Annotated in this window: 20 protein-coding genes; 5 read left to right on the forward strand and 15 right to left on the reverse strand. The window is 72.6% G+C overall.

Going from position 1 to position 23,692, the window contains the following annotated elements; all coding sequences use genetic code 11:
- Positions 1-30 precede the first annotated feature (30 nt).
- From N5D62_RS16885 to N5D62_RS16915, 7 genes are all read right to left on the reverse strand, one after another.
- The gene (locus N5D62_RS16885; RefSeq protein WP_279759022.1) at positions 31-1,419 is read right to left on the reverse strand and encodes a HAMP domain-containing sensor histidine kinase; all 1,389 of its coding nucleotides are present in this window, start codon (positions 1,417-1,419) and stop codon (positions 31-33) included.
- The gene (locus N5D62_RS16890) at positions 1,416-2,753 is read right to left on the reverse strand and encodes a sigma-54 dependent transcriptional regulator (protein WP_279759023.1); all 1,338 of its coding nucleotides are present in this window, start codon (positions 2,751-2,753) and stop codon (positions 1,416-1,418) included. The genes N5D62_RS16885 and N5D62_RS16890 overlap by 4 nt, the downstream gene beginning before the upstream one ends.
- Positions 2,754-2,855: 102 nt before the next feature.
- Positions 2,856-4,088 (reverse strand): FtsX-like permease family protein, encoded by a 1,233-nt coding sequence (locus tag N5D62_RS16895; RefSeq protein WP_279759024.1) that lies wholly within the window; start codon positions 4,086-4,088, stop codon positions 2,856-2,858.
- A gap of 17 nt (positions 4,089-4,105) precedes the next feature.
- Positions 4,106-5,419: an ABC transporter permease gene (locus N5D62_RS16900; RefSeq protein WP_279759025.1), complete on the reverse strand. Its 1,314-nt coding sequence runs from the start codon at positions 5,417-5,419 to the stop codon at positions 4,106-4,108.
- A gap of 18 nt (positions 5,420-5,437) precedes the next feature.
- A complete protein-coding gene (locus tag N5D62_RS16905) occupies positions 5,438-6,820 on the reverse strand; it encodes a TolC family outer membrane protein (RefSeq protein ID WP_279759026.1) in 1,383 nt (460 codons plus the stop codon).
- Between the two features lie 41 nt (positions 6,821-6,861).
- On the reverse strand, positions 6,862-7,584 hold the full coding sequence (locus tag N5D62_RS16910) for an ABC transporter ATP-binding protein (RefSeq protein ID WP_279759027.1): 723 nt from the start codon (positions 7,582-7,584) through the stop codon (positions 6,862-6,864).
- A gap of 101 nt (positions 7,585-7,685) precedes the next feature.
- Positions 7,686-8,954 carry an efflux RND transporter periplasmic adaptor subunit gene (locus N5D62_RS16915; protein ID WP_279759028.1) on the reverse strand — a complete coding sequence of 423 codons (1,269 nt, stop codon included), beginning with the start codon at positions 8,952-8,954 and terminating at the stop codon, positions 7,686-7,688.
- Between the two features lie 505 nt (positions 8,955-9,459).
- Here N5D62_RS16915 and N5D62_RS16920 point away from each other — a divergent pair.
- A complete protein-coding gene (locus tag N5D62_RS16920) occupies positions 9,460-10,461 on the forward strand; it encodes a hypothetical protein (RefSeq protein ID WP_279759029.1) in 1,002 nt (333 codons plus the stop codon).
- Positions 10,462-10,464: 3 nt separating this feature from the next.
- On the opposite strand, the gene N5D62_RS16925 is transcribed toward N5D62_RS16920, so the two are convergent.
- Positions 10,465-12,294, reverse strand: coding sequence for a glutamine--tRNA ligase/YqeY domain fusion protein (locus tag N5D62_RS16925; protein WP_279759030.1), 1,830 nt, complete (start codon positions 12,292-12,294; stop codon positions 10,465-10,467).
- Positions 12,295-12,536: 242 nt separating this feature from the next.
- On the opposite strand from N5D62_RS16925, the gene N5D62_RS16930 reads away from it, so the two are divergent.
- The gene (locus tag N5D62_RS16930) at positions 12,537-15,158 is read left to right on the forward strand and encodes an Ig-like domain-containing protein (protein ID WP_279759031.1); all 2,622 of its coding nucleotides are present in this window, start codon (positions 12,537-12,539) and stop codon (positions 15,156-15,158) included.
- Positions 15,159-15,200: 42 nt separating this feature from the next.
- On the opposite strand, the gene N5D62_RS16935 is transcribed toward N5D62_RS16930, so the two are convergent.
- The 5 genes from N5D62_RS16935 to N5D62_RS16955 form a co-directional block, all read right to left on the reverse strand.
- Positions 15,201-16,025 carry a LytTR family DNA-binding domain-containing protein gene (locus N5D62_RS16935; protein ID WP_279759032.1) on the reverse strand — a complete coding sequence of 275 codons (825 nt, stop codon included), beginning with the start codon at positions 16,023-16,025 and terminating at the stop codon, positions 15,201-15,203.
- A gap of 8 nt (positions 16,026-16,033) precedes the next feature.
- Positions 16,034-17,149 (reverse strand): histidine kinase, encoded by a 1,116-nt coding sequence (locus N5D62_RS16940; protein ID WP_279759033.1) that lies wholly within the window; start codon positions 17,147-17,149, stop codon positions 16,034-16,036.
- A gap of 83 nt (positions 17,150-17,232) precedes the next feature.
- Positions 17,233-17,760 (reverse strand): DUF6622 family protein, encoded by a 528-nt coding sequence (locus N5D62_RS16945; protein ID WP_279759034.1) that lies wholly within the window; start codon positions 17,758-17,760, stop codon positions 17,233-17,235.
- Between the two features lie 122 nt (positions 17,761-17,882).
- Positions 17,883-18,740 (reverse strand): hypothetical protein, encoded by an 858-nt coding sequence (locus N5D62_RS16950; RefSeq protein ID WP_279759035.1) that lies wholly within the window; start codon positions 18,738-18,740, stop codon positions 17,883-17,885.
- Positions 18,741-18,892: 152 nt separating this feature from the next.
- On the reverse strand, positions 18,893-19,816 hold the full coding sequence (locus tag N5D62_RS16955; protein WP_279759036.1) for a LysR family transcriptional regulator: 924 nt from the start codon (positions 19,814-19,816) through the stop codon (positions 18,893-18,895).
- A gap of 109 nt (positions 19,817-19,925) precedes the next feature.
- Between N5D62_RS16955 and N5D62_RS16960 the strand changes: the two genes are divergently transcribed.
- The 3 genes from N5D62_RS16960 (at position 19,926) to N5D62_RS16970 (ending at position 22,158) form a co-directional block, all read left to right on the forward strand.
- Entirely contained in the window at positions 19,926-21,353 is a 1,428-nt protein-coding gene (locus N5D62_RS16960) for an aldehyde dehydrogenase family protein (RefSeq protein ID WP_279759037.1), read from the forward strand.
- 116 nt (positions 21,354-21,469) lie between these two features.
- Positions 21,470-21,637, forward strand: coding sequence for a hypothetical protein (locus N5D62_RS16965; protein WP_279759038.1), 168 nt, complete (start codon positions 21,470-21,472; stop codon positions 21,635-21,637).
- A gap of 146 nt (positions 21,638-21,783) precedes the next feature.
- Complete coding sequence (locus N5D62_RS16970; RefSeq protein ID WP_279759039.1) at positions 21,784-22,158, forward strand: response regulator transcription factor; 375 nt, start codon at positions 21,784-21,786, stop codon at positions 22,156-22,158.
- A 45-nt stretch (positions 22,159-22,203) separates the two neighbouring features.
- On the opposite strand, the gene N5D62_RS16975 is transcribed toward N5D62_RS16970, so the two are convergent.
- Positions 22,204-22,410, reverse strand: a complete 207-nt coding sequence (locus tag N5D62_RS16975; protein WP_279759040.1) for a hypothetical protein — start codon at positions 22,408-22,410, stop codon at positions 22,204-22,206.
- 27 nt (positions 22,411-22,437) lie between these two features.
- The gene (locus tag N5D62_RS16980; RefSeq protein ID WP_279759041.1) at positions 22,438-23,682 is read right to left on the reverse strand and encodes an aminotransferase class I/II-fold pyridoxal phosphate-dependent enzyme; all 1,245 of its coding nucleotides are present in this window, start codon (positions 23,680-23,682) and stop codon (positions 22,438-22,440) included.
- Positions 23,683-23,692 lie beyond the last annotated feature (10 nt).

Raw genomic sequence — 23,692 nt, forward strand, 5'->3', positions numbered from 1 at the left:
CGGCGCCGCGCGCGGATCCCGGGTCGCGGCTCAGGCGCGCGGCCAGCTGATCGCCACCCACAGGCCGCCGCCGTCGCGGTTGCCCATCGCGATGCGGCCACCGTGGGCCTCGGCGATCTCGCGCGCCAGCGCCAGGCCCAGCCCGCTGCCGCTGCGCTTGGTCGAATAGAACGGCAGCAGCGCCTGCGACAGCTGCGTCTCGGTCATGCCGGGGCCGCGGTCGCCGACCTCGATCCGCCAGTCGTCCCGCACCGCGGTCACGGCCAGGCACACGCCCTCGGGCGGGCTGCCCGACTCGTGCGCGTTCTTCAGCAGGTTGATCAGCGCCTGCTCCATCTGCGCCGCGTCGAAGCGGCCCGGCGCCGCGGGCAGCTCGCCCGCCAGCGCGAACGGGTAATGCGCCCCGAGCGACGCGATGAAGGCCGGCCAGTCCACCGGCGCCAGCACCGGCGCCGGCAGCTTCGCGAAGCGCGCGTAGCCCGACAGGAAACCGTGCAGGTGCTGCGCGCGTTCGCCGATGCTGGCGAACACGCCGGGCACGCGCTCGTGCTGGCCGCGCCGCGCCAGCTCCGCGCCGCTGTGCGCCAGCGACGAGATCGGCGCCAGCGAGTTGTTCAGCTCATGGCTGATCACGCGGATCACGCGCTTCCAGCTCGCGACTTCCTGGCGCGACAGCTCGCGCGTCATCCGCCGCAGCAGCCGGAGCCGGTGCGGCTGGCCCTGCAGCCGGAAGTCCCGCATCGACAGGTGGAAGCGCTCCTCCTGCCCGTCCAGCACGATGCTGAACAGCCCGTCCTGCGCGCCCGCGAAGGCCTGGCGCAGGTCCTCGGGCGCGTCGGCCAGCGCCTCCTGGATCGGCCGTCCGGCCAGGCTGCGGCCCTGGTCCATCAGCTGCCGCGCGGCGATGTTGGCGTAGGCGATGCGGTCCTGCGCGTCGGTCAGCACCAGCGCCACCGGCGTGTTCTGCACCACCGTGTCCAGCAGCAGTTCCCGCTGCGCCAGGTGGCGGCGCTGCTCGCGCAGGGCCAGGCCCAGCTCGCTGTGCAGCCGCATCAGGCTGGACAGCTCCGACAGGCCGCCGGGCGCGTCGGCGGCGATCGCGCTGCCGAACTCGCCGTCGCGGTAGCTCAGCACCGTGCTCTCCAGCGCGCGCAGCAGGCTCGCCAGCGGCATCAGCAGCAGGCTGGCCAGGCCCCAGACGATGGGCAGCATCAGCACGAAGGTCAGTCCGAGGGCGGCGGCGCTCCACGGCGCCGGCGCCGCGAGCGCCATCGGGGCGAGCAGCTGAGGCACCGGCCACAGCGTCAGCGTCATGTGAATCAGCATCGCCGCGACCGCCGAGGCGATCAGGCACAGCGCCAGGCGCAGGTGCAGCGAGCGGTGCCAGCCCGCGCGCCGGGGCCGTGGCGCGTCGATCATCCGGCGTCCAGCCCGTAGCGCTCCATGCGCCGGTACAGCGCCTGGCGCGACAGCCCCAGCGTCTGCGCCGCCCGGCTCACCACGCCGGAGGCCGCCTCCAGCGCCGCGACGACCGCCTCGCGGCTGGGTTCGTCGAGATTGCGCGAGGCGGCCGGCGACGCCGCGGGCAGCGCCAGGTCGGCCTCGCCGATCACGCGGTCGCGCGCCAGCAGCGCGGCGCGCTCGATCGCGTTCTTCAGCTCGCGCACGTTGCCCGGCCAGGGATGCGCCAGCAGCGCCTCGCGGGCGCCGTCGCTCAACGCCGCGCGGCCGGCCAGGAAATGCTCGGCCAGCGGCAGGATGTCGGCGGCCCGTTCCGCCAATCCCGGCAGCGCGACCTCGATCACGTTGAGCCGGTAATACAGGTCCTCGCGGAAGGTGCCCGCGCGCACCATCGCGCGCAGGTCCGAATTGGTCGCCGAGATCACCCGCACCGTGGTCTGCCGCGTGCGGCTCGAGCCCAGGCGCTCGAAGCGGCCGGTCTCCAGCACCCGCAGCAGCTTGACCTGGCCGGCCAGCGGCAGGTTGCCGATCTCGTCCAGGAACAGCGTGCCGCCGTCGGCCTTCTCGAAGCGGCCCTCGCGCGCGGCATGGGCGCCGGTGAAGGCGCCGCTCTCGGCGCCGAAGAGCTCGGCCTCGATCAGCTCGCCGGGCAGCGCGCCGCAGTTGATCGCGACGAAGGGACCGTCCGCGACCGCCGAGTTGGCATGCACGATCGCCGCGATGCGCTCCTTGCCGCTGCCGTTCGGGCCGGTCACCAGCACCGACGCGGCCGAGCGCGCGACCTGGCAGGCCAGTTCCAGGCAGCGCAGCAGCGCCGGGGACTCCACCACCAGGCCGTCGAGCCGGTAGCGGCGGCGCAGCTCGTCGCGGCGCTGGCGCTGCTCCAGGCGGCTCTCGCGCAGCGCGCGGCCGTTCTCGGCCAGTTCCAGCAGGTTCTCCACCGTCGCCAGCAGCTTGGCGTCGTCCCAGGGCTTGGCCAGGTAGTCGGCCGCGCCGGCCTTGACCAGCGCCACCGCCTGCTCCAGCTGCGTCCAGGCGGTCAGCAGGATGATGGGCAGGTCCGGGTGGCGCTCGCGCAGCTGGTGGAACAGCGCGCGGCCTTCCTCGCCCGAGGTCGTGTCCGCGCTGAAGTTCATGTCCTGGATCACCAGGTCCACGCGGCGTCGCGACAGCAGCGCGACGCCCTCGGCCGGCGAGGCCGCGTACAGCGGCTCGACGTCGTGCAGCGAGAGCAGCAGCGACAGCGCCTCGCCGACGCCGGCGTGGTCATCGATGATCAGGACGGTCCTCATGGGTGGCGCAGCATATCGGATGGGAAGGGGAGCGCGGCCGGCCCGGACGGGCGCGGCCGCGGAGGCTGGAGAAGGCGCGGAGCCGCGGAGGCGGCCGGGTCCTCAACCGCCGCGCAGCGCGGCGACCGGCGGCAGCGCCGCGGCCCGGCGCGCGGGCGCCAGCACCGCGACCTGGCCCAGCGCCCACAGCACCAGCGCGCCGGCGGGCAGGTAGACCAAGGGCAGGCGCGGCAGCTCGTAATGCGACATCAGCAGCAGGCTGATGCCGTAGGCGCCCAGCATGCCCAGCGCGATGCCGGCGGTGGACAGCAGCAGGTTCTCGGTCTGGAAGTAGCGCAGGATCTGGCCGCGCGTGGCGCCCAGCGCGCGCCGCGTGCCGATCATCCGGGTGCGCTGCTGCACCCAGAAGCTGGCCAGCCCGACGATGCCGAAGGCCGTCACGATCAGCAGGCCCACGCACACCCCGGCCAGCAGCAGCACCATCGAGCGGTCCTGCCGGTAGTAGGCCGAGCGCTGCTTGATCATCGTGTCCTGGTCGCGCACGACGCGGCGCAGCCCCGGGCTGTTGCCCAGCAGCTTGGCCGCGCTGGCCTTGAGCACCGCCTCCGGGTCGGCGCCCGGCGCGACGCGGATCAGGAAGCTGCCGCCGCGGAAGCTGGGCTGCACCGGCATCAGCATCGTGTCGAGCGCGTTGTCGTCCTGCGAGCCCGGGTTGGGCGAGGGCAGTTCCGCCAGCACGCCGACCACGCGCTGCGGCTGCTGGCCGTAGACGTACAGGCCCTTGCCCAGCGCCGATTCGCCGGGGAACAGCACGTTGGCGAGGTGCTTGTTGATGATCACCGCCGGCACGCGCGGATCGGGGTTGTTGTCCAGCGAGGAGCCGGCGACGAATTCCTCGGGCAGGAAGTCGCGGCCCTCGACCAGCTTGAGCCCGCTGGTGGCGATGAAGCCGGGGCCGGCGGTGTAGTGGCCCGCCACCGCGCGGCTGCGCGCCTGCTCGCCGGCCTCGAGCCGCACGCTCGAGTTGTTGGAGTTGCGGCCGTACGGGTACTGGTTGGTCAGTGCCGCCGAGACCACGCCGGGCACCTGCGCCAGCGCGGCGAGGTCGGCCCTGGTCTGCGGCTCGGGGTTCTCGACGCGGGCCATGCTGGACAGGGACAGCGTGATCAGCGCCTCCTCGGCCATGCCGGTGTCGGCGCTGATGCGGTCGATGCGCTGGAAGATCAGGAACAGCGCGTTGCACACGATCGCGCAGGTCAGCGCGATCTGCAGCACGATCAGGCCGGCGGCGGTCTTGTGACGCTTGAGCGTCGAGAGGATCGGGAGGATGTCCATCGAGGTCTCCTTGGCGCTCACTGCGTCTTGAGCTGGATCGCGGGGGTGATCTGGCAGGCGCGCCAGGCGGGCAGCAGCCCGGCCAGCAGGCTGGCCGCCAGCGACACGCCCAGCGTCGTGGCCAGCATCGACCAGTCCAGCTGCGCGAGCTGCGCGTAGTCCGTCGGGCTCTGGCGCACGACCCACAGGCCGCCCCAGGTCAGCACCAGCCCCAGCAGGCCGCCGACGATGCCCAGGCTGCCGGCCTCCACCAGGAACTGCAGGAAGATCTGCGAGCGCGGCGCGCCCAGCGCGCGGCGCACGCCGATCTCGCCGCTGCGGCGCAGGCACTTGGCCAGCAGCAGGCCCACCGTGTTGGTCAGGCACACCACCAGGAAACCGAAGGCCAGCCAGACCTGCAGCTTGATGTCGCTGGGCACCACCTTGCGGATGCTCAGCCAGGTCATCACCGGGCTCAGCCGGGGGTTGGGCGGACGCTCGAAGCGGCCGGCCTGGCGCTGCTGCTCGGAGTACTGCGTCAGGAAGGTCAGGTAGTCGGCCGTCTGCTGCGGCGTGTCCAGCTGCACCCAGTACTGCAGCCAGGCGCAGGGCGCGTTGAGCGAGCGCGGGTCGACGCCGTCGTTGCGGCCCCAGCAGTTCATGTTGCCCGAGCCGCCGAAGCGCAGCCCCAGCGACGTGGACAGCGGGATGTAGACGTCGGCCGCCTTCGCGTACTCGCCCAGCGTCAGGTCGAAGTAGTGGGGCGCCGGGCGCCAGGGCTTGAGCACGCCCACGACGGTGAAGTCCTTGTCGCGCAGCCGCACCGTCTTGCCGCGGCTGTCCTGGCCGCCGAACAGCTTGTCGTTGAGCGTGCTGGAGATCACCGCGACGCGGGCCTCGGCGGCGTCGTCGGCGGCGGTCCAGCCGTTGCCGTAGCGGAACGGCGGCTCGAACATCGGGAAGAAGTCCGCCGACGTGTAGCGCCCGCCGGTGAAGAACGGCGGTTGCGCCGCGTCGCCCGAGCCGGCCGGATCGATCGCGATGAAGGCGCCGGTCATCAGCACCTGGTGCACCGCGCGCTTGGCGCGCAGCAGCGCCTCGCCGTCGAAGCGGGTCAGCTGCTGCATCGGCTCCTCGCCGGGCTGCCAGTCGCGGGTCAGGTCGGCGTCCAGCTGCACGCGGAACAGCCGGGCGCTCTTGTGCGGGATCGGATCGCCGGACATGACGTGGAACAGCGTCAGCGTCGTCATGCAGGCGGCCACGCCCATCGCGATGGACAGCAGCATCAGCGCGGTCAGGCCGCGGTGGCTGCGGAAGGCCCGGAAGGCCAGTTCGAGGTAGTAGGTCAGCATCGTGGGTCCCCTCTCATCTCATTGCCGGGCCGGCGCCGCGGCGGGCGCGGCGCCCAGCAGCGTGTTCACGGCGGCCAGTTGCGGCTCGCCCAGCGCGCCGGCCGCCTGCTGCAGCAGCAGCTTGGACAGCACGTAGCGGTGGCGGGCCTGTTCCCAGGCGTTGCGGGCGTTGCTCTGCGTCTGGATCGCCAGCAGCAGGTCGGTCATCGTGCGCAGGCCCAGGTCCATGCCGCTGCGGGTCGAGGCCAGCGCCTTCTCCGCGGCCTGCACGGCGGTGCCGGCGGTGCGCATCTGGCTCAGCGACGACAGCACCGCCTGGTACTGCGCCTGCGTCTCGCGGGTCATCGCGCGGCGGGCGCCCTCGAGCGCGTCGCGCAGCTGCTCGCGCTGGAACACGGCCTGGCGCTTCTGCGATTCGACGGCGCCGCCGGCGAACAGCGGGATCGTCAGCTTCAGTCCGACGGTGGCGTTGTAGCGGCCCGCGGCGTCGCCGGCGGCCAGGCCCGACAGCCGCTGGCCGTCCAGGCCGGCGCTCAGCGTGGGCAGGTGCGCGGCGCGCGCGGCGGCCACGCGCTGGTCGCCGGCGTCCACCGCCAGCGCGGCGGCCCGCAGCGACGGGTTGTCGCGCAGCGCCTGCGTCACCCAGGCGTCGGGGTCGGCGGGATCGGGCATCAGCATCGCGAGTTCCGGCGCCAGCGGCGACAGCGTGCCGGGCATGCGGCCGGTGATCTCGGCCAGCGCCTGGCGCGCGTCGAGCAGCGATTCGCGCGTCTGCGCGGTGTTGCCGCGGGCCAGCTCGAAGTAGGCGCGGGCCTGCTCCACGTCCAGCGACGCCGACAGCTTGGCCTCGAAGCGCGACTGCGCCTGCGCGACCTGCTGGCCGTAGACGTCCTCGATCGCCTGCGCGGTCTCCAGCGCCGCCTGCGCGGTCAGCACGCCGAAGTAGGCGCGGGCGACGCGGGCGCACAGGTCGGCCTCGGCGGCGCGCACGCGCTCGTCCTCGGCGTCCACCAGCGTGCGGGCGGCGTCCCAGCTGCGCAGCCGGCTCAGGTCCACCAGCACCTGGCTCAGCGAGTGGGTCAGGCCGTGCTGGCGGGCGCCGGTGTCCTGGCGGCGTTCCTCGCTGAGCTGCGCGGACCACTGCGGCAGCAGCGGCGCGCGCGCCTGCACGGCGAGTTCCTGCTGCTGGCCGAGCACCGTGCGCGCGCCGGCCAGCACCGGGTCGGCGGCGCGGGCCTGCGCGTAGACCTCCAGCAGGTCCTCGGCGGCGGCCGGCAGGCAGCAGCCCACGCACAGCAGCGCCACCGATGCCAGCAGCGACAGCCGGGCCGCGCGTCGGCGCGCGCCGTGGGCCGGGGCCGCGCGCTCGGGCGCGGCGGGCGAAGGGGAAGACGGCTTCATGGCAGGGGAGCGGGGCAGCGTGTGGGGCGGTGTCGGCGTCATCAGGCCGAGGCCGGCGTGGCGGCGCGCAGCAGCGCGGGGTCCATGTGCAGCTCCGCGGCGATGTCGACGACCTGGCCGTCGATCACGTGCACGTTGCGCTGGGCGCGGGCGGCCAGCTGCGGATCGTGCGTGACCATGACGATGGTGGCGCCGTCGCGGTGCAGTTCCTCGAGCAGGTCCATCACGCTGCGCGCCATCGCGCTGTCCAGGTTGCCGGTGGGTTCGTCGGCGAGCAGCAGGCGCGGCTCGCCGGCCAGCGCGCGGGCGATGGCCACGCGCTGCTGCTGGCCGCCGGACAGCTCGGCGGGGTAGTGGCGCTCGCGGGCGGACAGGCCGACGCGGGCCAGCGCGTCGCGGGCGCGGCGCTGGCGTTCGGCGGCCTTCATGCCGCGGTAGCGCAGCGGCACCTCGATGTTGTCCAGCACATTCAGGTCGGGGATCAGGTTGAAGGCCTGGAAGATGAAGCCGATCTTCTCGTTGCGCATGCGCGAGCGCTGCGTGTCGTCCATGCCGCTGACGTCGACGCCGTCGAGTTCGTAGCGGCCGCCGGTGAAGGCCTCCAGCAGCCCGGCGATGGTCAGGAAGGTCGTCTTGCCCGAGCCCGACGGCCCGGTCACCGCGACGAACTCGCCTTCGCGCACGTCCAGGTTGAAGTCGCGCAGGGCGTAGGTCTCGATCATTTCGGTGCGGTAGACCTTGGAGAGCGATTGCATCTTCAGCATGAGGTTCCTCGCGGGCGTTGGTTCGGGGATGAAGGAAGAGGAAGGGGGAGGGCGCGGGCGCCGGGATCGATGTCGGTGGACGGGGGCATGGGCTCCGGGGCTCAGGGGCTCAGCGTCACGCGCTCGGCGCCGTCGAAGGCCTGCGTGCCGGACACGACGATGCGTTCACCGGGCTTCAGGCCGTCCAGGATCTCGACCTTGGACAGGCTCTGCGCGCCGAGCCGGATCGGGCGTTTCACCGCCTGGCCGTCCTGCACGACGTAGGCGAAGCGGCCGCCGCCGTCCTCGACGAAGGAGCCGCGGTTGACGCTCAGCACCTTCTCGCGGCGGTCCAGCAGCACGCGGACCGACAGGCGCTGGTTCTGGCGCAACTGGTCGGGCGTGGCGCCGTCGAAGCGGATGCGGGCGGCGACCTCGTTGTTCACCACCTCGGGCGACACCGAGCTCACCAGTCCGCGCCACTGGCGGCCGTTGCCGGCGATCTCGCCGGGCATGCCGATGGCGAGGTCGCGGGCGAAGCTCTCGGGCACCTGCATCTGCACTTCCAGCGCGCTCAGGTCCACGACGGTCAACAGCCCGGTGCCGGCGCCGACGTTGGCGCGCTCGGCCACCAGCAGCTGGCCGACCTGGCCGTCCACCGGCGAGCGCAACGCGAGCTCGGCGACCTGGCGTTCCAGGTCCTTCACCAGCAGCTGCTGGCGCTGCAGCGCCTGCTGCTTGGACTGCAGCTCGAACTTCAGCGAATCGTCCTTGAGGCCGAGGCCCGACTGCGCGTGGGCGGCGGTGATGCGGGCTTTCTCGAGCGCGTCGCGGGCCTTCTCCACCTGCATGCCGGCGACGGCGCCGGCGTCGTAGGCCTTGGTCTGGCGGTCGAGGTCGTTGCGGGCGGTCTGCAGGTCGATGGCGGCGTTCTCGTAGGTCGAGCGCAGGGCGGCGCGCTGCTCGCGGCCGTCGACCTCGGCGCGCAGCGCCTCGGTGCGCAGCGCGTCGGCGTTGCTCTGCTCCTGGGCTAGCTTGGCGCGCAGATCGGGGCTGTCGATCTCGCCGAGCAACTGGTCCTTGGCGACCTTGTCGCCGGCCTTGACCTTGAGCACCAGGTTGCCGCCGTGCAGCGCGTAGACGGTGGGGCTCATCGCGGCGACGACCTTGCCTTCGCCGGCGATGTCGCGCACCAGGGGGCCGATCTCCACGGTGGCGACCGACAGGCGCTGCAGGCTGACCGAGTTGCCGCTGCCCATCATCCGCTGCACGGCGGGCGCGGCGGCGAACGCGGCGGCGAGCAGGCCCGCGCCGCCCACCGCGAGCCAGAGGCGGCGGCGTCCGCGGGGTCGGGCGATGGGTTGGTCCTGGGCGGAGGTGTCGCGAATCATGGGGTGTCCGGGGGGCGTCTCATGTGATCGATGCCGCACTTGTTTGCAAGCCCCATGCCACCCCGCGCCAGCGAGGAAATCCCTTTCAGATCAACCACTTGTGCTACAGCCACCCGACGACCGGAGTGTCCGCGGACACTCGCACGGACAGCGCCGGACAGCGCCGGACAGCGCGGACAGCACGGACAGCACGGACGGCGCGATGCGGCGGCCACCGCAGCGGCGTGGCGCACGCGCACGGCGCGGTGGTGTTCAACGGGGAGTCAGCGAGCGTGTGTGGGGCCGGAATGGGGCTTGGGGGTCCAGGAGGGATCCCCCATGCCCCGTGAAGAGCCCGCGCTTGGCCGACCGGGGTGATCGGGGTGATGGGGTGTCGCGAGTTCCAGTCACCGTGGCTACTGGAGTCCGTGCTGGTTCCCCTGACGGCTACTGTTCGAGGCAGATGCGCGAAGTGGCTGAGGGGCAAACACTGGCGGTTCCCTGTTGCAACCTTTCTGGAGCTGCGATGAACCGATTCCGGGTGTTGAGGAAGCCGATGCTGGTGGTGGTGCGAGGCGAGGGTGGGAATGCCGGCGATGCCGCCGATCAGGGCGACGTCGCCGAGGAGGCCGAGGAGGCTGAGAAGGCCGAGTGGCCCGCGGACGTATCGCCCGACGAGGGGGATGGCGGCCCCTCGCTGGCTTGGCTCGCGCTGGGCGGGCTGGGCCTTGGCGCGGCGATGGCCGCGGGCGTGTCTGGCGGTGGCGGTGGCGGTGGCGGACGCGGCACCGGACTGCCGTCGACGAAGCTGATCTCGGAGGGCCCGGGCGCGTCGTCGACGCTGATGCCGTTCGATCCGGACGCGCGGATCCCGTCGTCGCCCGGAGGCACCGTGGTGCTCGGCCTGCAGGTGATCGCGCCGGTCACGCGGCCGGACGGGCTGCCGGTGACGAACGACGGCACGGTGCTGGTCCGGGGGCTCGTGCCGGGCGCGCGCTGGTGGTACCGCTTCGAGGGCGACGCCGACTGGACGCCCGGCAGCGGCGACCGCATTCCCGCGGCGGTCACGAAGGCGGCCGGTGGCGGCGGCGACGGCGTGCGCCGGGTGGCGGTCTACCAGCAGGACGTGGCGGGCCTGGACAGTCCTGCGGCGGGTTTGCCGTTCGCGCTGGACCAGACGCCGCCGGTGCGCCCGGCGCTGCGGCTCAAGAACGATACCGGCGTCGATCCGTCCGACGGCCACACCACCGATCCGACGATGGTCATCGACCGCCGCGATCCCGAGGCGACGCTGCAGTTGAGCATCGATGGCCGGCCCTTCGTCGACTGGGCCGGCGACGAGGTGCCGAAGTCCGCCTTCGACGGCCTCCAGGGCGAGGTGGATGTCCGCGCCCGCCTGGTGGACGCGGCGGGCAACGTCGGCCCGACCCTCAGCCTGCCGGTCTCGCTGCACGTGACGCCGCCGCCGGCGCCGCTGCTCGTCCTGGTGACGGCGCCGCCGCTGGCGGACGCCGTGCTGCCGGTCTGAGGCTTACTTGCCGAAGCTGTCCTTCAGCCCGGTGATCTTGTTGAACACCGGCGCTCCCGCGCGGTGGTCGACGCGGTCGGCGACGAAGTAGCCGTGGCGCTCGAACTGCACCTTGGTGTCGGGCGCCACGTCCTTGAGCGACGGCTCCAGGTAGCCGCGCGCGACGCGCTTGGCGTTCGGGTTCAGCAGCTCCAGGAAGTTGCGCTCGCCGGCATCGGGCTGTGCCTCGGTGAACAGGCGGTCGTACAGCCGCAGCTCGGTGGCCACGCCCTCGTGGACGCCGACCCAGGTGATGACGCCCTTGACCTTGACCGCGTCCGCGCCCGGCGTGCCGCTCTTGGTGTCGGGCACCAGTTTGGCCAGCACGGCGGTGACGGTGCCGTCGGCGTCCTTCTCGCAGCCGGTGCATTCGATCACGTAGCCGTACTTCAGCCGCGCCTTGTTGCCGGGGAAGAGCCGGTGGTAGCCCTTGGGCGGCGTCTCCATGAAGTCCTCGCGCTCGATCCACAGCTCGGGTCCGAGGCTGAACTGGCGGGTGCCGAGTTCGGGCACATGCGGATGGGCCGGCGCGGCGCAGGGCTCGCGGTGGTCGAGCGAGCCGAAGATCTCGGCGTAGTTCTCGAGCTTGAGCCGGACCGGGTCCAGCACCGCCATCGCGCGGGCGGCCTTGCCCTCGAGGTCGGCGCGCAGGTAGCCGTCCAGCACCGCGTAGTCGATCCAGGCGTTGGTCTTGGAGGCGCCGGTGCTCTCGACCATCGCGCGGATGGACTCGGGCGTGTAGCCGCGGCGGCGCATGCCGACCAGGGTGGGCATGCGCGGGTCGTCCCAGCCGTCGACGTGCTTGTCCTCGACCAGCTGGCGCAGCTTGCGCTTGGACGTGACGACGTAGCTCAGGTTGAGCCGGCCGAACTCGTACTGGTACGGCAGCGGGCGGGCCAGCAGGCCGCCTTCGGCCAGGCGCTCGAGCAGCCAGTCGTAGAACGGGCGCTGGTCCTCGAACTCCAGCGTGCAGACGCTGTGGGTGATGCATTCCAGCGCGTCCTCGATCGGATGCGCGTAGGTGTACATCGGGTAGATGCACCACTGGTCACCGGTGTTGTGGTGCGTGGCGCGGCGGATGCGGTACAGCGCCGGGTCGCGCAGGTTGATGTTGGGCGACGCCATGTCGATCTTGGCGCGCAGCACCATCGCGCCGTCCGGGTGCCGGCCGTCGCGCATCTCGCGCAGCCGGGCGAGGTTGTCCTCGGGCGAGCGGTCGCGGAACGGGCTGTTCTTGCCGGGCGTGCCGAAGTCGCCGCGGTTGGCGCGCATTTCCTCGGGCGTCTGCTCGTCGACGTAGGCCAGGCCTTGCGACACCAGGTACTCGGCGGCGCGGTACATGAAGTCGAAGTAGTTGCTGGCGTAGAACAGGTGGCTGGTCTCGTGGCCGGCGCCGTCCGGCGCGTCCCAGCTCCAGCCCAGCCACGCGACCATCTCCTTGATCGCGTCGACGTATTCCTGCTCTTCCTTCTCCGGATTGGTGTCGTCGAAGCGCAGGTGGCAGACGCCGCCGTAGTCCCGGGCCAGGCCGAAGTTCAGGCAGATCGACTTGGCATGGCCGATGTGCAGGTAGCCGTTGGGTTCGGGCGGGAAGCGGGTGCGGATGCGGGCCGGGTCCAGCGGGCCGGCGGCGTGGTGCGCCGCGTCGCCCGGGCTGCCGCCGAAGTGGCGCGCCGGCTGGAAGCCCTGCTCCAGGTCGCGCTCGATGATGGCGCGCAGGAAGTTGCTGGGCTTGACGGCGGGCTCCGTCTTGTCGGACGCGTGAGCGCCGGCGGTCTTGTCGTGGCTGGACATCGATGAATGGGGGCTCGAATGAGGCCGTGGATTCTACGTGGGGCCGTCGGGTCGATCCGGGGACAGGGACGTCCGCGACCCAGAGGGGTTTGGTCGCATCGCGGACGTGGTTGACTTGCTTGTTGAATCGACGACTTCGATGGGTGGAAGCTGTCGATAGGGTGGGCAGGTCGAGGTGATGGAACGGGCCGGGTGTCGTTTTGATACTCGCGGCTCCTCACAGAGCGATCCGTTGACAACCCATGTTGCACCCTGACACCCCGCCGACACCCCCTGGCCCTTCTTCCCCCGCACCTGCCGCGACGCCTGTCGCCGCGCGCCGCAAGCCGAAGCGACGTCATGACGCGGCGGATGACGACCCGGCGACCGACGCCTCGCCCGAGGAGGGCGGCGAAGGCCGCGAGGGCGGCGAGGGCCGCGAGGGCCGCGAGGGTGCCGAGGCTGGCGTGGCGGCGGTTGCCGCGTCGGACGACCGCTCCACCGAGAAGTCCATCGCGGCGATGGTGACCTGGCTGCTGGGCGCGGCGATCGCGGCCGGTTCGGCGGCGGCCCTGTCCGGCGGCAATGGCGCCGAGGCCAGGCCCGAGCCCGAACCGGGGCCCCGTCCGGAGCCCGAATCGAGGCCGAAGCCCGATCCGGAACCCCAACCGAAGCCGAAGCCGGATCCCGACCCACGGCCCACGCCCGATCCGCAACCGAAGCCGGAACCGGAACCGGAACCCGTGCCTCAACCGAAACCCGATCCGGAGCCTCATCCCAAGCCGGATCCCGATCCGAAGCCCGAACCCGAACCCGAGCTGAAACCGGATCCGAAACCGGACCCGCAGCCGAGACCCGATCCGGAGCCTCAACCCAAACCGGACCCCGATCCGAAGCCCGAACCCGAGCCGAAACCGGACCCGAAACCGGACCCGAAGCCCGATCCGGACCCTCAACCGAAGCCGGATCCCGACCCGCAACCGGTGCCCGCGCCCGCGGCACCGGGCCTGACGCTGGTCTCGCCGAAGGCGGTCCGCGCCGACTTGCTCGGCATCGCCGGCGAGATCCGCGTCGAGGGCCTCGAACCGGGCGCGACCTGGACCTACTCGCTCGACGGCGGCAAGACCTGGCACCCGGGCGCCGGGACCGCGCTGGCGCCGGCCGCGCTGGGCGCCGACGGCGCCAAGTCGCTGCTGGTCGCGCAGGTCAACGCGCAGGGCGGCCGCAGCGCCGAAAGCCCCCTGCGGTTCGACCTCGACACGGTCGCCCCCGGGGAGCCCGGCGTGTCGCTGGTGTCGGACACCGGCGTCTCGGCGTCCGACGGCGTGACGCGTGACGGCACGCTGCGCATCGACGGCCTGGAGCCCGGCGCGCGCTGGTCCTTCAGCGTCGACGGCGGGACGACCTGGCCGGAGGGCGTCGGCTCGACGATCGAGGCGCGCCACCTCGGCGCCGATGGCGCGAAGGAGATCTGGGTCCGCCAGACGGACGACGCCGGCAACGAAGGACCGGTCGCCAGGCTGCCCGTGGTGCTCGACCGCGTCGCCCTGGCGCCGGTGGCGACCCTGACGCGCGACACCGGCGCCAGCGCCACCGACGGTGTCACCAGCGAGGCGCGGGTGAGCGTGACGGGCCTGGAGGCGGGCGCGACCTGGAAGTACAGCCTCGACGGCGTGACCTGGACCGAGGGCCAGGGCGACTCGATCCCGTCGGCGGCGTTCGGCGCGGACGGCCTCAAGAGGGTCTGGGTCCAGCAGACCGACCGCGCCGGCAATGTCAGCGCGACCCAGCCGCTGGACTTCACGCTGGACCGCTCGGCCGAGGCGCCGACCGCGACGCTGCGCAGTCCGGCGCGGGACCATTTCGCCGCGAAGCTGCCGGACGGGTCTGACTTCTACGTGAGCAACCGGGTGAATGACGACACCTGGATCCAGCTGGGCCTGGCGCCGGGCGCGACCTGGTCATGCAGCGTCGACGGCAAGGCCTACGCGACGGGCAGCGGCGACCGGCTGAACCTCGCGGCGCTCGCCGACGGCGCGCATGAGCTGAAGATCCGCCAGCAGGACCTGGCCGGCAACTGGAGCGGCGACACGGTCCTGAACCTCACGATGGAGAACCAGGCGCCGACGGTGTCGGGGCTCTGGACCCATGATCGAACGAACCGGGAGATGTACTGGCGGCTGCAGACCGATGAGCAGGTACAGGTCGCGGTGATCCCGGTGGGCACCCCTAACACCGGCAGCGCGGAAAGCTATCTCGACGTTGGCCGGGCCGCGATGACGCAACTGGTCGTTCCAGGCCAGGATGCCAAGGCCCATGTCCTGACCTTGCCGAGCGACATGTACATGGTCGTCGCCATCGACCAGGCGGGCAACGCCGCCTTCGCCTCGATGCGCGGCGAGTCCACCCCCGCCGGCCTGTCCGCCAACGCGATCGAGGCGACGAAGCAGTCGTCGCCGCCGAACATGCAGATCGCTCACGCGGCGTTCAACGCCGGCCTCACTGCGTGGACCGCGACCTCGAGCCTCGACACCGACCACCTGTACGGCAGTGTGAACGCCGACCGGTTCATCTGGCAGCAACTGTCGAGTCGCGGCGGGATGGACTGGGTGCACGGCTACGACAAGCGGCAGGGCGACGTGCTCGAGATCGGCGGCCTGCGGGCGAACCCGAACGACACGTCCCCGGCGCAGCTCGCCCGGTTCTTCCGCAAGGAGGTGCTGGCCGACGGCACGGTGTCGCTGTGGATCGACAAGGACGGCCTGGGCCAGACCTATCCCGGCGACGACCGCACGCTCTTCGACCAGCGGATCCTGGTGTCCTCGGACAGCGGTCCGGACCTGACGATCCGCCTGTCGCAGACCGGCGCGACCTTCGTCCTTTGAGCGCCAAGGCGGCGCCCGGCGCCCTCGCTCAGGGAGCCGGGTTCACAGCGCCTTGAACAACGAGGCGTACATGCGGCTCACTGCCAGCCGCTCGGGCCGGCGGCGCAGCCGCAGCGTGAGCTTGCCGGTGTCGTCGCGGTGGACGCGGTCGATCGCGTCGACATGCACGATGTGGCCGCGGTGGACCTGCCAGAAGCGCTGCGGGTCGAGTTGCGGGAGCAACTCGCGCAGCGAGATCCGCACCAGGTACTCCTGGTCCGCGGTGAGCACGCGGACGTACTTGTCCGCCGCCTCGAGGTAGACCACCTCGTCCACCGGCAGCATCACGATCGCGTCGCCGACGCCGACCTGCAGGTGGCGCAGCGGCGCGGTCGCCGCCGGTCCCGCCACGGCGGACGCGACAGCGGGCGTCGCCCCGGCCGCGCCGCCGAGCAGGCCGCGCAACTGCTCGATCGCCGAGGCCAGCGCCGCCGGCGGCGCCTGCCGCTGCGCCAGCGCCGCCTGCAGCCGCGTCACCGTCTGGCCGAGCCGCTCGCGCTGCACCGGCTTGAGCACGTAGTCGACGGCCGCGCGCTCGAAGGCCTGCAGCGCGAACTGGTCGTAGGCGGTGACGAAGACCAGCAGCGGGAACGGCGTGTCGTCGGGCCAGTCGTCGGCCAGCTGCGTGGCGGCCTCCAGGCCGGTCATGCCGGGCATGCGGATGTCGAGGAAACACACCGCGGGCCGGTGCCGCAGGGCCAGGTCCACCGCTTCCTCGCCGTGGGTCGCCATCGCGACCACGTCCAGCTCGGGCCACAGCGCCCGCAGTTCCTGGCGCAGGTGGGCGGCCAGCAGTTCCTCGTCTTCGGCGATCAGGGCGGTGGGCATCGGGGACCTCAAGTCGGCGTGAAGGGGGTGGGCATCGGCAGGCGGATGCGCGCGATCGTGCCGCCGCCGTCGCGGCGGCGCACGTCCAGCGCGGCGTCCGGCCCGCAAGCGACCGCGAGGCGTTCGCGGACCTGCGTCGTGCCGAAGCCGCCGCCCGGCGTCGGCGCCGCCGCCGGGTCGAAGCCGGCGCCGTCGTCCTCGACGTCCAGCACCAGCCGGTCGCCGTCGCGCGCGGCGCGCACCGTCAGCGAACCGCCGCCGACATGCGGCTCCAGGCCGTGCTTGATCGCGTTCTCCACCAGCGGCTGCAGCAGCAGCGGCGGCACCGCGACCTCGGCCAGCGCCGGCGGCAACTCGAAGGCGAAACGCAGCCGCGCGCCCATGCGCACCTGCATCAGGGCCAGGTAGTCGGCCAGGCGCGCGAACTCGTCCTTGAGCGGGTGGCGCTCGGCCCGCGAGGCCGACAGCGTCGCGCGCAGGAAGGCGATCAGGTGGTCGAGCATCGCCTGCGCCCGTTCCGCGTCCAGGCCGATCAGCACCCGCAGGTTGGCCAGCGTGTTGAACAGCATGTGGGGCTCGAGCTGCGATTCGAGCAGCCGCAGCTGCGTCTCGGCGGCCTGGCGGCGCAGCGTCTCGGCGCGGGCCTCGGCATCGGCCAGGCGATGGCGGTGCAGGAAGAAGCCGGTGGCGGCGAAGCCCGGGATCAGCGACACCACCATCACGCCGACCGCGCGGCGCAGCGAGATCGACATCAGGCTGTGCTCGCGCAGCCCGGTGACGGCGTTGGCGATCTCCACGCCGAGCGAGTAACCGACCATCGTGCCCAGCACCAGGCTGACCACCATCAGCGGCCAACCCGGCCAGCCGTCGCGGTCGGCCGGTTCGGCCGGCGCCCGGCCCAGTCGCCGCAGCACCGCGCGGCGGAGCGCGCTCAGCGCGAAGCGCAGCCCATTGATGCAGGTGCTGCAGCACAGCGAGATGAAGAAGCAGTAGACCAGCGTCGAACCCAGCGGCTGCCCCAGCACCGCCACCAGCGCCAGCGAGATGACCACCGCGATGATCGAGACGACCATCAGCTGCTTGAGCCACCAGGCGAGGGTGAGGGGGCGGGCGGAAGCGGTCATCGGGTCGGTCGGGTGGTCGCGGGGGACGGCAGGCGGGCGGGGGCGGTTTCAGGCGTCAGGCGTCGGGGGCAAGGGCGTCCGCCTCAGGCGGCGACGGCGGCGGCCGGGCGGGGACGGGCGCTCAGGATGCTCAGCGAACGGCCCAGGAAGCAACCGCTGAGGAAACCGAAGGCGGCGCTGGTGCCGACGGCGAAGCCGAGCTGGTGGGCGACGGCCGGATGCACCGCCAGCGTCATCGCGGCATAGGCCTTGAGCACGAAGATGCTGAGCATCAGCCCCATCGGGATCCAGCTGCCGGGCACGTGGAAGCGGCGCTCGGCCACGTCGTAGCGCACCTGGCCGGGCCAGCGCAGCGCGCGGACCAGGCCCGCGCCGGCCAGCAGGCCCAGGGCCCAGGCGCCGCCGGCGGGGCTGAACAGGCCGGCGCCGCTGCGCACGCCCATCAGGCCGATCACCAGCCAGACGATGGGCAGGATCACGACGCGGCGGGTGGCCATCGTCGTGGCGCGGCTGAGCTTGAAGCCCATCGCCAGGATGGCGGCCAGGATGGCCCAGACGAACAGCGGGATGTGGTTCAGGATGTCGAGGAGGGAAGGGGCGGCGTGTTGCATGGCGGGCTCCAGGTCGTGTCGGAATGGACGCGACTGTCCCGCGCCGGGCGGGTGGGAACCATCGGGTTGCGACGAGTCGCCGGGCGGCGGCGCCAACGGCGGCCGGCGTTCGCCAGCGGTGCTCAATGGGAGGCGGCGATGCCCCCGCCCAGGCGTTGCTGGCGCTGGCGCAGGAAGGCTTCGGCCATGCTGGACTCGGGCTGCAGGCGCTGGCCGATGTAGAGCTCCTGGCGGCGCTCGGTGATCTGGGCGCGCAGCCGGTTGGCCATGATGCCCAGCGGGTCCAGGCCTTTCTTCTCGGCGCGTTCGATCGACTCGCCGAGCTCGTGCATCGTGTGGCTCTTCAGCAGCGCCAGGTGGGCCTGGACCACCCGCAGCCGGCCCTGGACCGCGCGTTCGGCGCCGCGCAGCCATTCCATGACCGCGTCGGCGTCGCCGCCGCGGACCTTGACCGGGCTTTCGCCGGCGGTCAGCAGCAGGGCTTCCAGCCGGCCGCGGTCGCCGGCGGCGTAGGCCTCGTTGACCTCGGCCATCTTGCGTTCGCGGTGGATGCGTTCGGCGTCGTCCGGCGCCAGGTCCGGATGCAGCCGCTTGGCGGCGCGCCGGTACAGCGTCTTGAGCGGCGGCGGGCCCACCTGGACCAGCCCGCCCTCGGGCTCGGCCGGGAGCGGGGCACCGGCGGGCAGCACCGGCAGCTGAGGCATCGCGCTGGCGCGGGGCGGTTCGGGCGCGCGGGTGTCCAGGCCGTTGCGGGCCAGGGCGTCGTGCAGGTAGCGCATCGCGCAGTAGAGCTGCGATTCGAGCGCGTCCAGCTCCATGTACAGCGGGCCCAGCGCGGCGACGTAGCGGTCGACGAAGCGCTGCATGCGCGCGCGGCAGTCGGCGTAGTCGGCTTCCAGGGACGACAGGTAGCGCTGGAGGTCGGCCAACTGCTCGCGGCGGCGCTCGAATTCGCGCGGCGTGATGGCCTGGCTGAGCATGTGGATCGGGTCCCTGGACGATGTCGTGTTGACTGCCGATTTTGCCGCGCGGCCATGACCCTTCAAAGCGCAAACAGGCCGCCGCCGGGCTGTTTTTCTCAGCGTTTTCACCAGGGGCCGGGCGAGCCTCGCCCAAGTCGGGTGGCGGATCCTCAGCGGGGAAGCTCGTGGATCAGGTCGATCAGGGCGCGCAAGGCCGCCGGGATGTGGCGGTGCCCGGCGTAGTACAGGCACAGGGGCGGCAGCGGGGCGGCCCAGCCGTCCAGCACCCGGCGCAGCCGGCCGGCGCGGAGGTCCTCCTCGACGTACCACTCGGCGACCTGCGCCAGCCCGAGTCCGGCGCGGGCCGCCTCCAGCATCAGCAGCGGCGAGTCCAGCACCATCGGCCCCGGGACGTCGACGGCCTGCGTGGCCGGCGCCTTGGCGCGCCGCGCCGTCCCGCCGTGCGTGGCGGCGAACTCCCAGGGCGACGCCAGCCCGCTGGGCAGGCGCGCCCGGATGCAGGCGTGGCGCGTCAGTTCCGCCGGCGCCGCCGGGGTGCCATGGCGTTCGAAGTAGTCCGGCGATCCGACGACCGCCAGCCGCGGGGGCGGCCCGATCGGGACCCGGATCATGTCGCGCGGCACCTGCGGCGCGAGGCGCAGGCCGGCGTCGAAGCCCTCGGCGACGATTTCCACCAGCCGTCCTTCGGTGACCACGTCCAGCGTGACGCCGGGATGCCGGCGCAGGAACTCAGCCAGCACCGGCCGGAACACCATCTGCGCCGCGCCCAGCGAGCTGTTGATCCGCAGCGGGCCGGTCGGCGGCCGCGCCCGGTCGCCCGCGGCGGCGACCGCCTCCTGGATCTGCGAGACCGCCGGCGCGATGCGCTCGACGAATCGCCGGCCCGCCTCGGTCAGCGAGACGCTGCGGGTCGTGCGATGGAACAGCCGCGCGCCCAGCCGCGCCTCCAGGCCCGCCACCGCGTTGCTCACCGCGGAGGTCGACATCTCCAGCTCCACCGCCGCCGGCCGGAATCCCTGCCGGCGCGCGACGGCCAGCACCACTTCGAACTCGGTCAGGCTGTCCTTGCGCATGCGGCGATTGTTCCGTGATCCGGGACGACGCGTCCAGCATTGACTGGCTTATCGGAATGGTGGCCGCTGCCTACAGTGGCGGCACCGATCCACCCGACCAGGACTTGCCATGCGGACTTTCGACCAGCACTACATCGACGGCGCCTTCGTGCCGGCGACCGGCGACGAGGTCGTCGAACTCCTGAACCCGGCCACCGGGCAGGCGATCGGGCGGGCCCGCCTCGGCCGGCGCGAGGACGCGCGCCGCGCGATCGAGGCGGCGATGCGGGCCCAGGCCACGTTCGGGCGATCGACGGTGGTGGCGCGGGTCGCGCTGCTGGAGCGGCTGCGGGACGCGATGCTGGCCAACGCCGACGCGTTGCGCGAGGCGTCGATCCTGGAGTACGGCGGCCCGATGGCCCGCTCCCAATGGGTCGCCCAGTACGCGGCGCAATGCTTCGGCGACGCGGCGCGCCTGCTGGCCGGTTACGCCTTCGAGCGGCCCGTGGGGGCCGACGGCGCCTCGACGCTCGTGATGACGCCGGTCGGCGTGGCCGGGCTCTTCGCGCCCTGGAACGCGGCGGCGGGAACCCTGGCCAGCAAGCTGGCCGCGGCGATCGCGGCCGGCTGCGCCAGCGTGCTCAAGCCCAGCGAGCTCAGCCCCTGGCAGGCCGAGATCTTCGCCCGCGCGGTCCACGAGGCCGGCGTGCCGCCCGGGGTCGTCAACCTGGTCATCGGTCGCGGCGAGGAGGTCGGCGACGAGATCGTCACCCATCCCGGCGTGGCCAAGCTGTCGTTCACCGGCTCGACGGCGACCGGCAAGCGCATCGCCCGCGCCGCCGTCGACACGATGAAGCGCGTCAGCCTGGCGCTGTCGGGCAAGTCGGCCTCGTTGTTGCTCGACGACGCCGACCTGGCCGCCGCGATCCCGCTGGCGCTGGGCGCCGCCTTCATGAACAGCGGGCAGGCGTGCGTGGCGGGCACGCGCCTGCTGGTGCCGCGGGGCCGGATGGACGAGGTCGTCGAGCGGCTGCGCGGCGCCGTCGCCGCGATGCGGGTCGGCGACCCCGGCGATCCCGCGACCACGATCGGCCCGATGGCCAGCCAGGCGCAGTTCGACCGCATCCAGCAGTTCATCGGCCGCGGCCTGGCGCAAGGCGCGACGCTGGTGGCCGGCGGACCGGGCCGGCCGGACGGCTTGCCGAAGGGCTGGTTCGCGCGGCCCACCGTCTTCGCCGACGTGCGCAACGACATGGACATCGCCCGCGAGGAGATCTTCGGTCCGGTGCTGTCGGTGTTGCCGGTCGACTCGGAGGACGACGCGATCGCGGTGGCCAACGACTCGCCGTACGGGCTGCAGGCCTATGTCTTCTCGGCCGACGCGGCCCGGGCGCGGCGCGTGGCGTCGCGGCTGGAGGCCGGGACCGTGCTGATCAACCGCGTGGCGCCGGACCTGCTCGCGCCGTTCGGGGGCGTCAAGCAGTCCGGACAGGGGCGCGAGTTCGGCCTGGCCGGCCTCGAGGCCTTCCTCGAGCCCAAGACCGTGACCCTGGGCTGAACGGCGGCCGCGGCGGGATCGGTGAAACCGAACCGCCGGCAAGGAAGTTCGGCATTGAGCCGCGGCGGGCGTCCGCCCACACTGCGGCCCGTCGTCCATTCCTTGATCGAAACGCCTTGAACGAGCTCAGTACCCCTGTCATCGCCGGCCTGCTGTTCACCGCCACGCTGGCCATCGTCGCGCTGATGGCCTGGAAGGGCGACAGCGAACGCCGCGACGTCACCTTCCTCGCCTCGGCGGCCAGCGTCGGCGGCGTGTGCACCGCGATCGCCGCGGTGTTCTGAGACCGCGCGGTCCGGCGCGGCCCGCGGCGCCGGCCGCGGCGACCCCCTCGGATACGCCCGGTTGCGAACTGGACGTCCCTGCCGCTGCCGGGTGATTCGGCCCCGGGCCAGAATCACGGCCGTTCCGGCTCGAGCAAGGGGAGGGCATGCGAGTTCTGCTCGTCGAGGATTCCGAGTTCGTTCGCACGCAGTTCCTGCGGCTGTTCGAAGGCCTGTCCTTCGTCGAGGTCGTCGGCTACGCGGACAGCGAGGAGGACGCGGTGCAGGCGATCGCGGCGCTGGCGCCCGACGTCGTGCTGGTCGACCTGAACCTGGAGGTGGGTTCCGGCATGCATGTGCTGCGGCGCGCCCGCCAGGGCGGCTACACCGGCAAGCTGTGGGTGCTCAGCGGCCGCGATCCCGATTTCTATCGCACGCTGTGCGAGAAGCACGGCGCCGACGGCTTCTACGACAAGGCGCATGAGCAGCTGCAGCTGATGGACGACCTGCGCCGGCTGGCGGGCGAGCCGCCGGTGTTCTGACCCGGCGGGGGCGCAACGCCTCCCGACGTCGCGGCGTCGATCGCGTCAGGGGCCGCAGCCGGCCATCGCCATCACGCCGTCCACCTGCAACAGCGCCACGCTGAGCGGGTCCGCCACCAGCGACGCGGCCATCGCGACCAGCCCCACGCCCAGCCGCAGCACGCGAGCCGCGCGCGGCAACGGCCGCAGCGCCGCGATCAGGAAGGGCGCGCTCACGCCCGCCATGAACAGCAGGTTCATCAGGGCATGCATCGCGGCGTCCACGGAAGCTCCGCCGCTTCAGCTCAGCGACGCGAGATCGCGGTGCTGCGCGAGCGGCACCGCCGATGCCGATGCCGGCTCCGGCGCCGGCTCGGGCAGCCCGTCCATCGCGCGGTCGAGGTCCTCCATCAGGTCGGAGACGTTCTCCAGCCCGACCGACAGCCGCAGCAGGTCCTCGCCGATGCCGGTCCGCTGGCGCTCGGCCAGCGAGAGCTTGCCGTGCGTGGTCGAGGCCGGGTGCGTGATCATCGTGCGGGTGTCGCCGATGCTGGTCGCGATGGAGATCAGCCGCAGGCCGTCCACCACCGACCAGGCGGCCTCGCGCCCGCCGCGCACGCGCAGGCTCAGCACGCCGCCGTAGCCCGACTGCTGGGCGACGGCCAGCGCATGCTGCGGATGCGTCGCCAGGCCCGTGTACGCCACGTCGAGCACCGCCGGCGAGGCCTTCAGCCAGCGCGCGAGCTGCAGCGCGTTGGACGAGATCGCCGCCATGCGCAGGTGCAGCGTCTCCAGGCTCTTGAGCAGCAGCCACGCGTCCATCGCGCCGAGCGACGCGCCGGTGACGCGCAGCACGCCGCGCAGGTCCGCCATCGGCCGCTCCGCGCCGACGACCAGGCCGGCGACGACGCGGCCATGGCCGTCCATGTACTTGCCGGCGGAGTGCATGACGACGTCGGCGCCCAGGCGCAGCGGGTTCTGCTGGTAGGGCGTGAGCAGCGTGTTGTCGACCACCAGCAGCGCGCCGCGCGCATGCGCCAGCAGCGAGACCGCCGCGATGTCGCCGACGCTCTGCAGCGGATTGGACGGCGTCTCCATGAAGGCGAAGGCGGTGGCGTCGTCGATCGCCGCGTCCCATTGCGCCAGGTCGGTCAGGTCGACGATCCGCACCTCCACGCCCAGCTTGCCGAAGTACTGCCGGAAGGCGGTGAGCGTGGTGCCGAAGACGTCGCGGGAGCAGACGATGTTCTTGCCGATGGCCACCCAGGCATGGGCCATCGCGACGATCGCGGCCATGCCGGAGGAGAAGGCGACCGCCGCCTCCGCCCGCTCCATCGCGGCCAGGCGGCGCTCCAGAGCCTGCACCGTCGGATTGGAGAAGCGCGAATAGACGTTGCCCGGCGCCGCGCCGCTGAACTTCTGCGCGGCGTCGGCGGCGGAGCGGAAGACATACGCGGCCGTCATCGCGATCGGCTCGCAGTGCACGTCGCCCAGGTCCTGGAACTGCGCGGTGCGGACCGCGGTGGTGAACGGTTGGTGATCCAAGGGACGGTTC

This window comes from Mitsuaria sp. GD03876 (assembly GCF_029840635.1).
Classification (GTDB): domain Bacteria; phylum Pseudomonadota; class Gammaproteobacteria; order Burkholderiales; family Burkholderiaceae_C; genus Roseateles.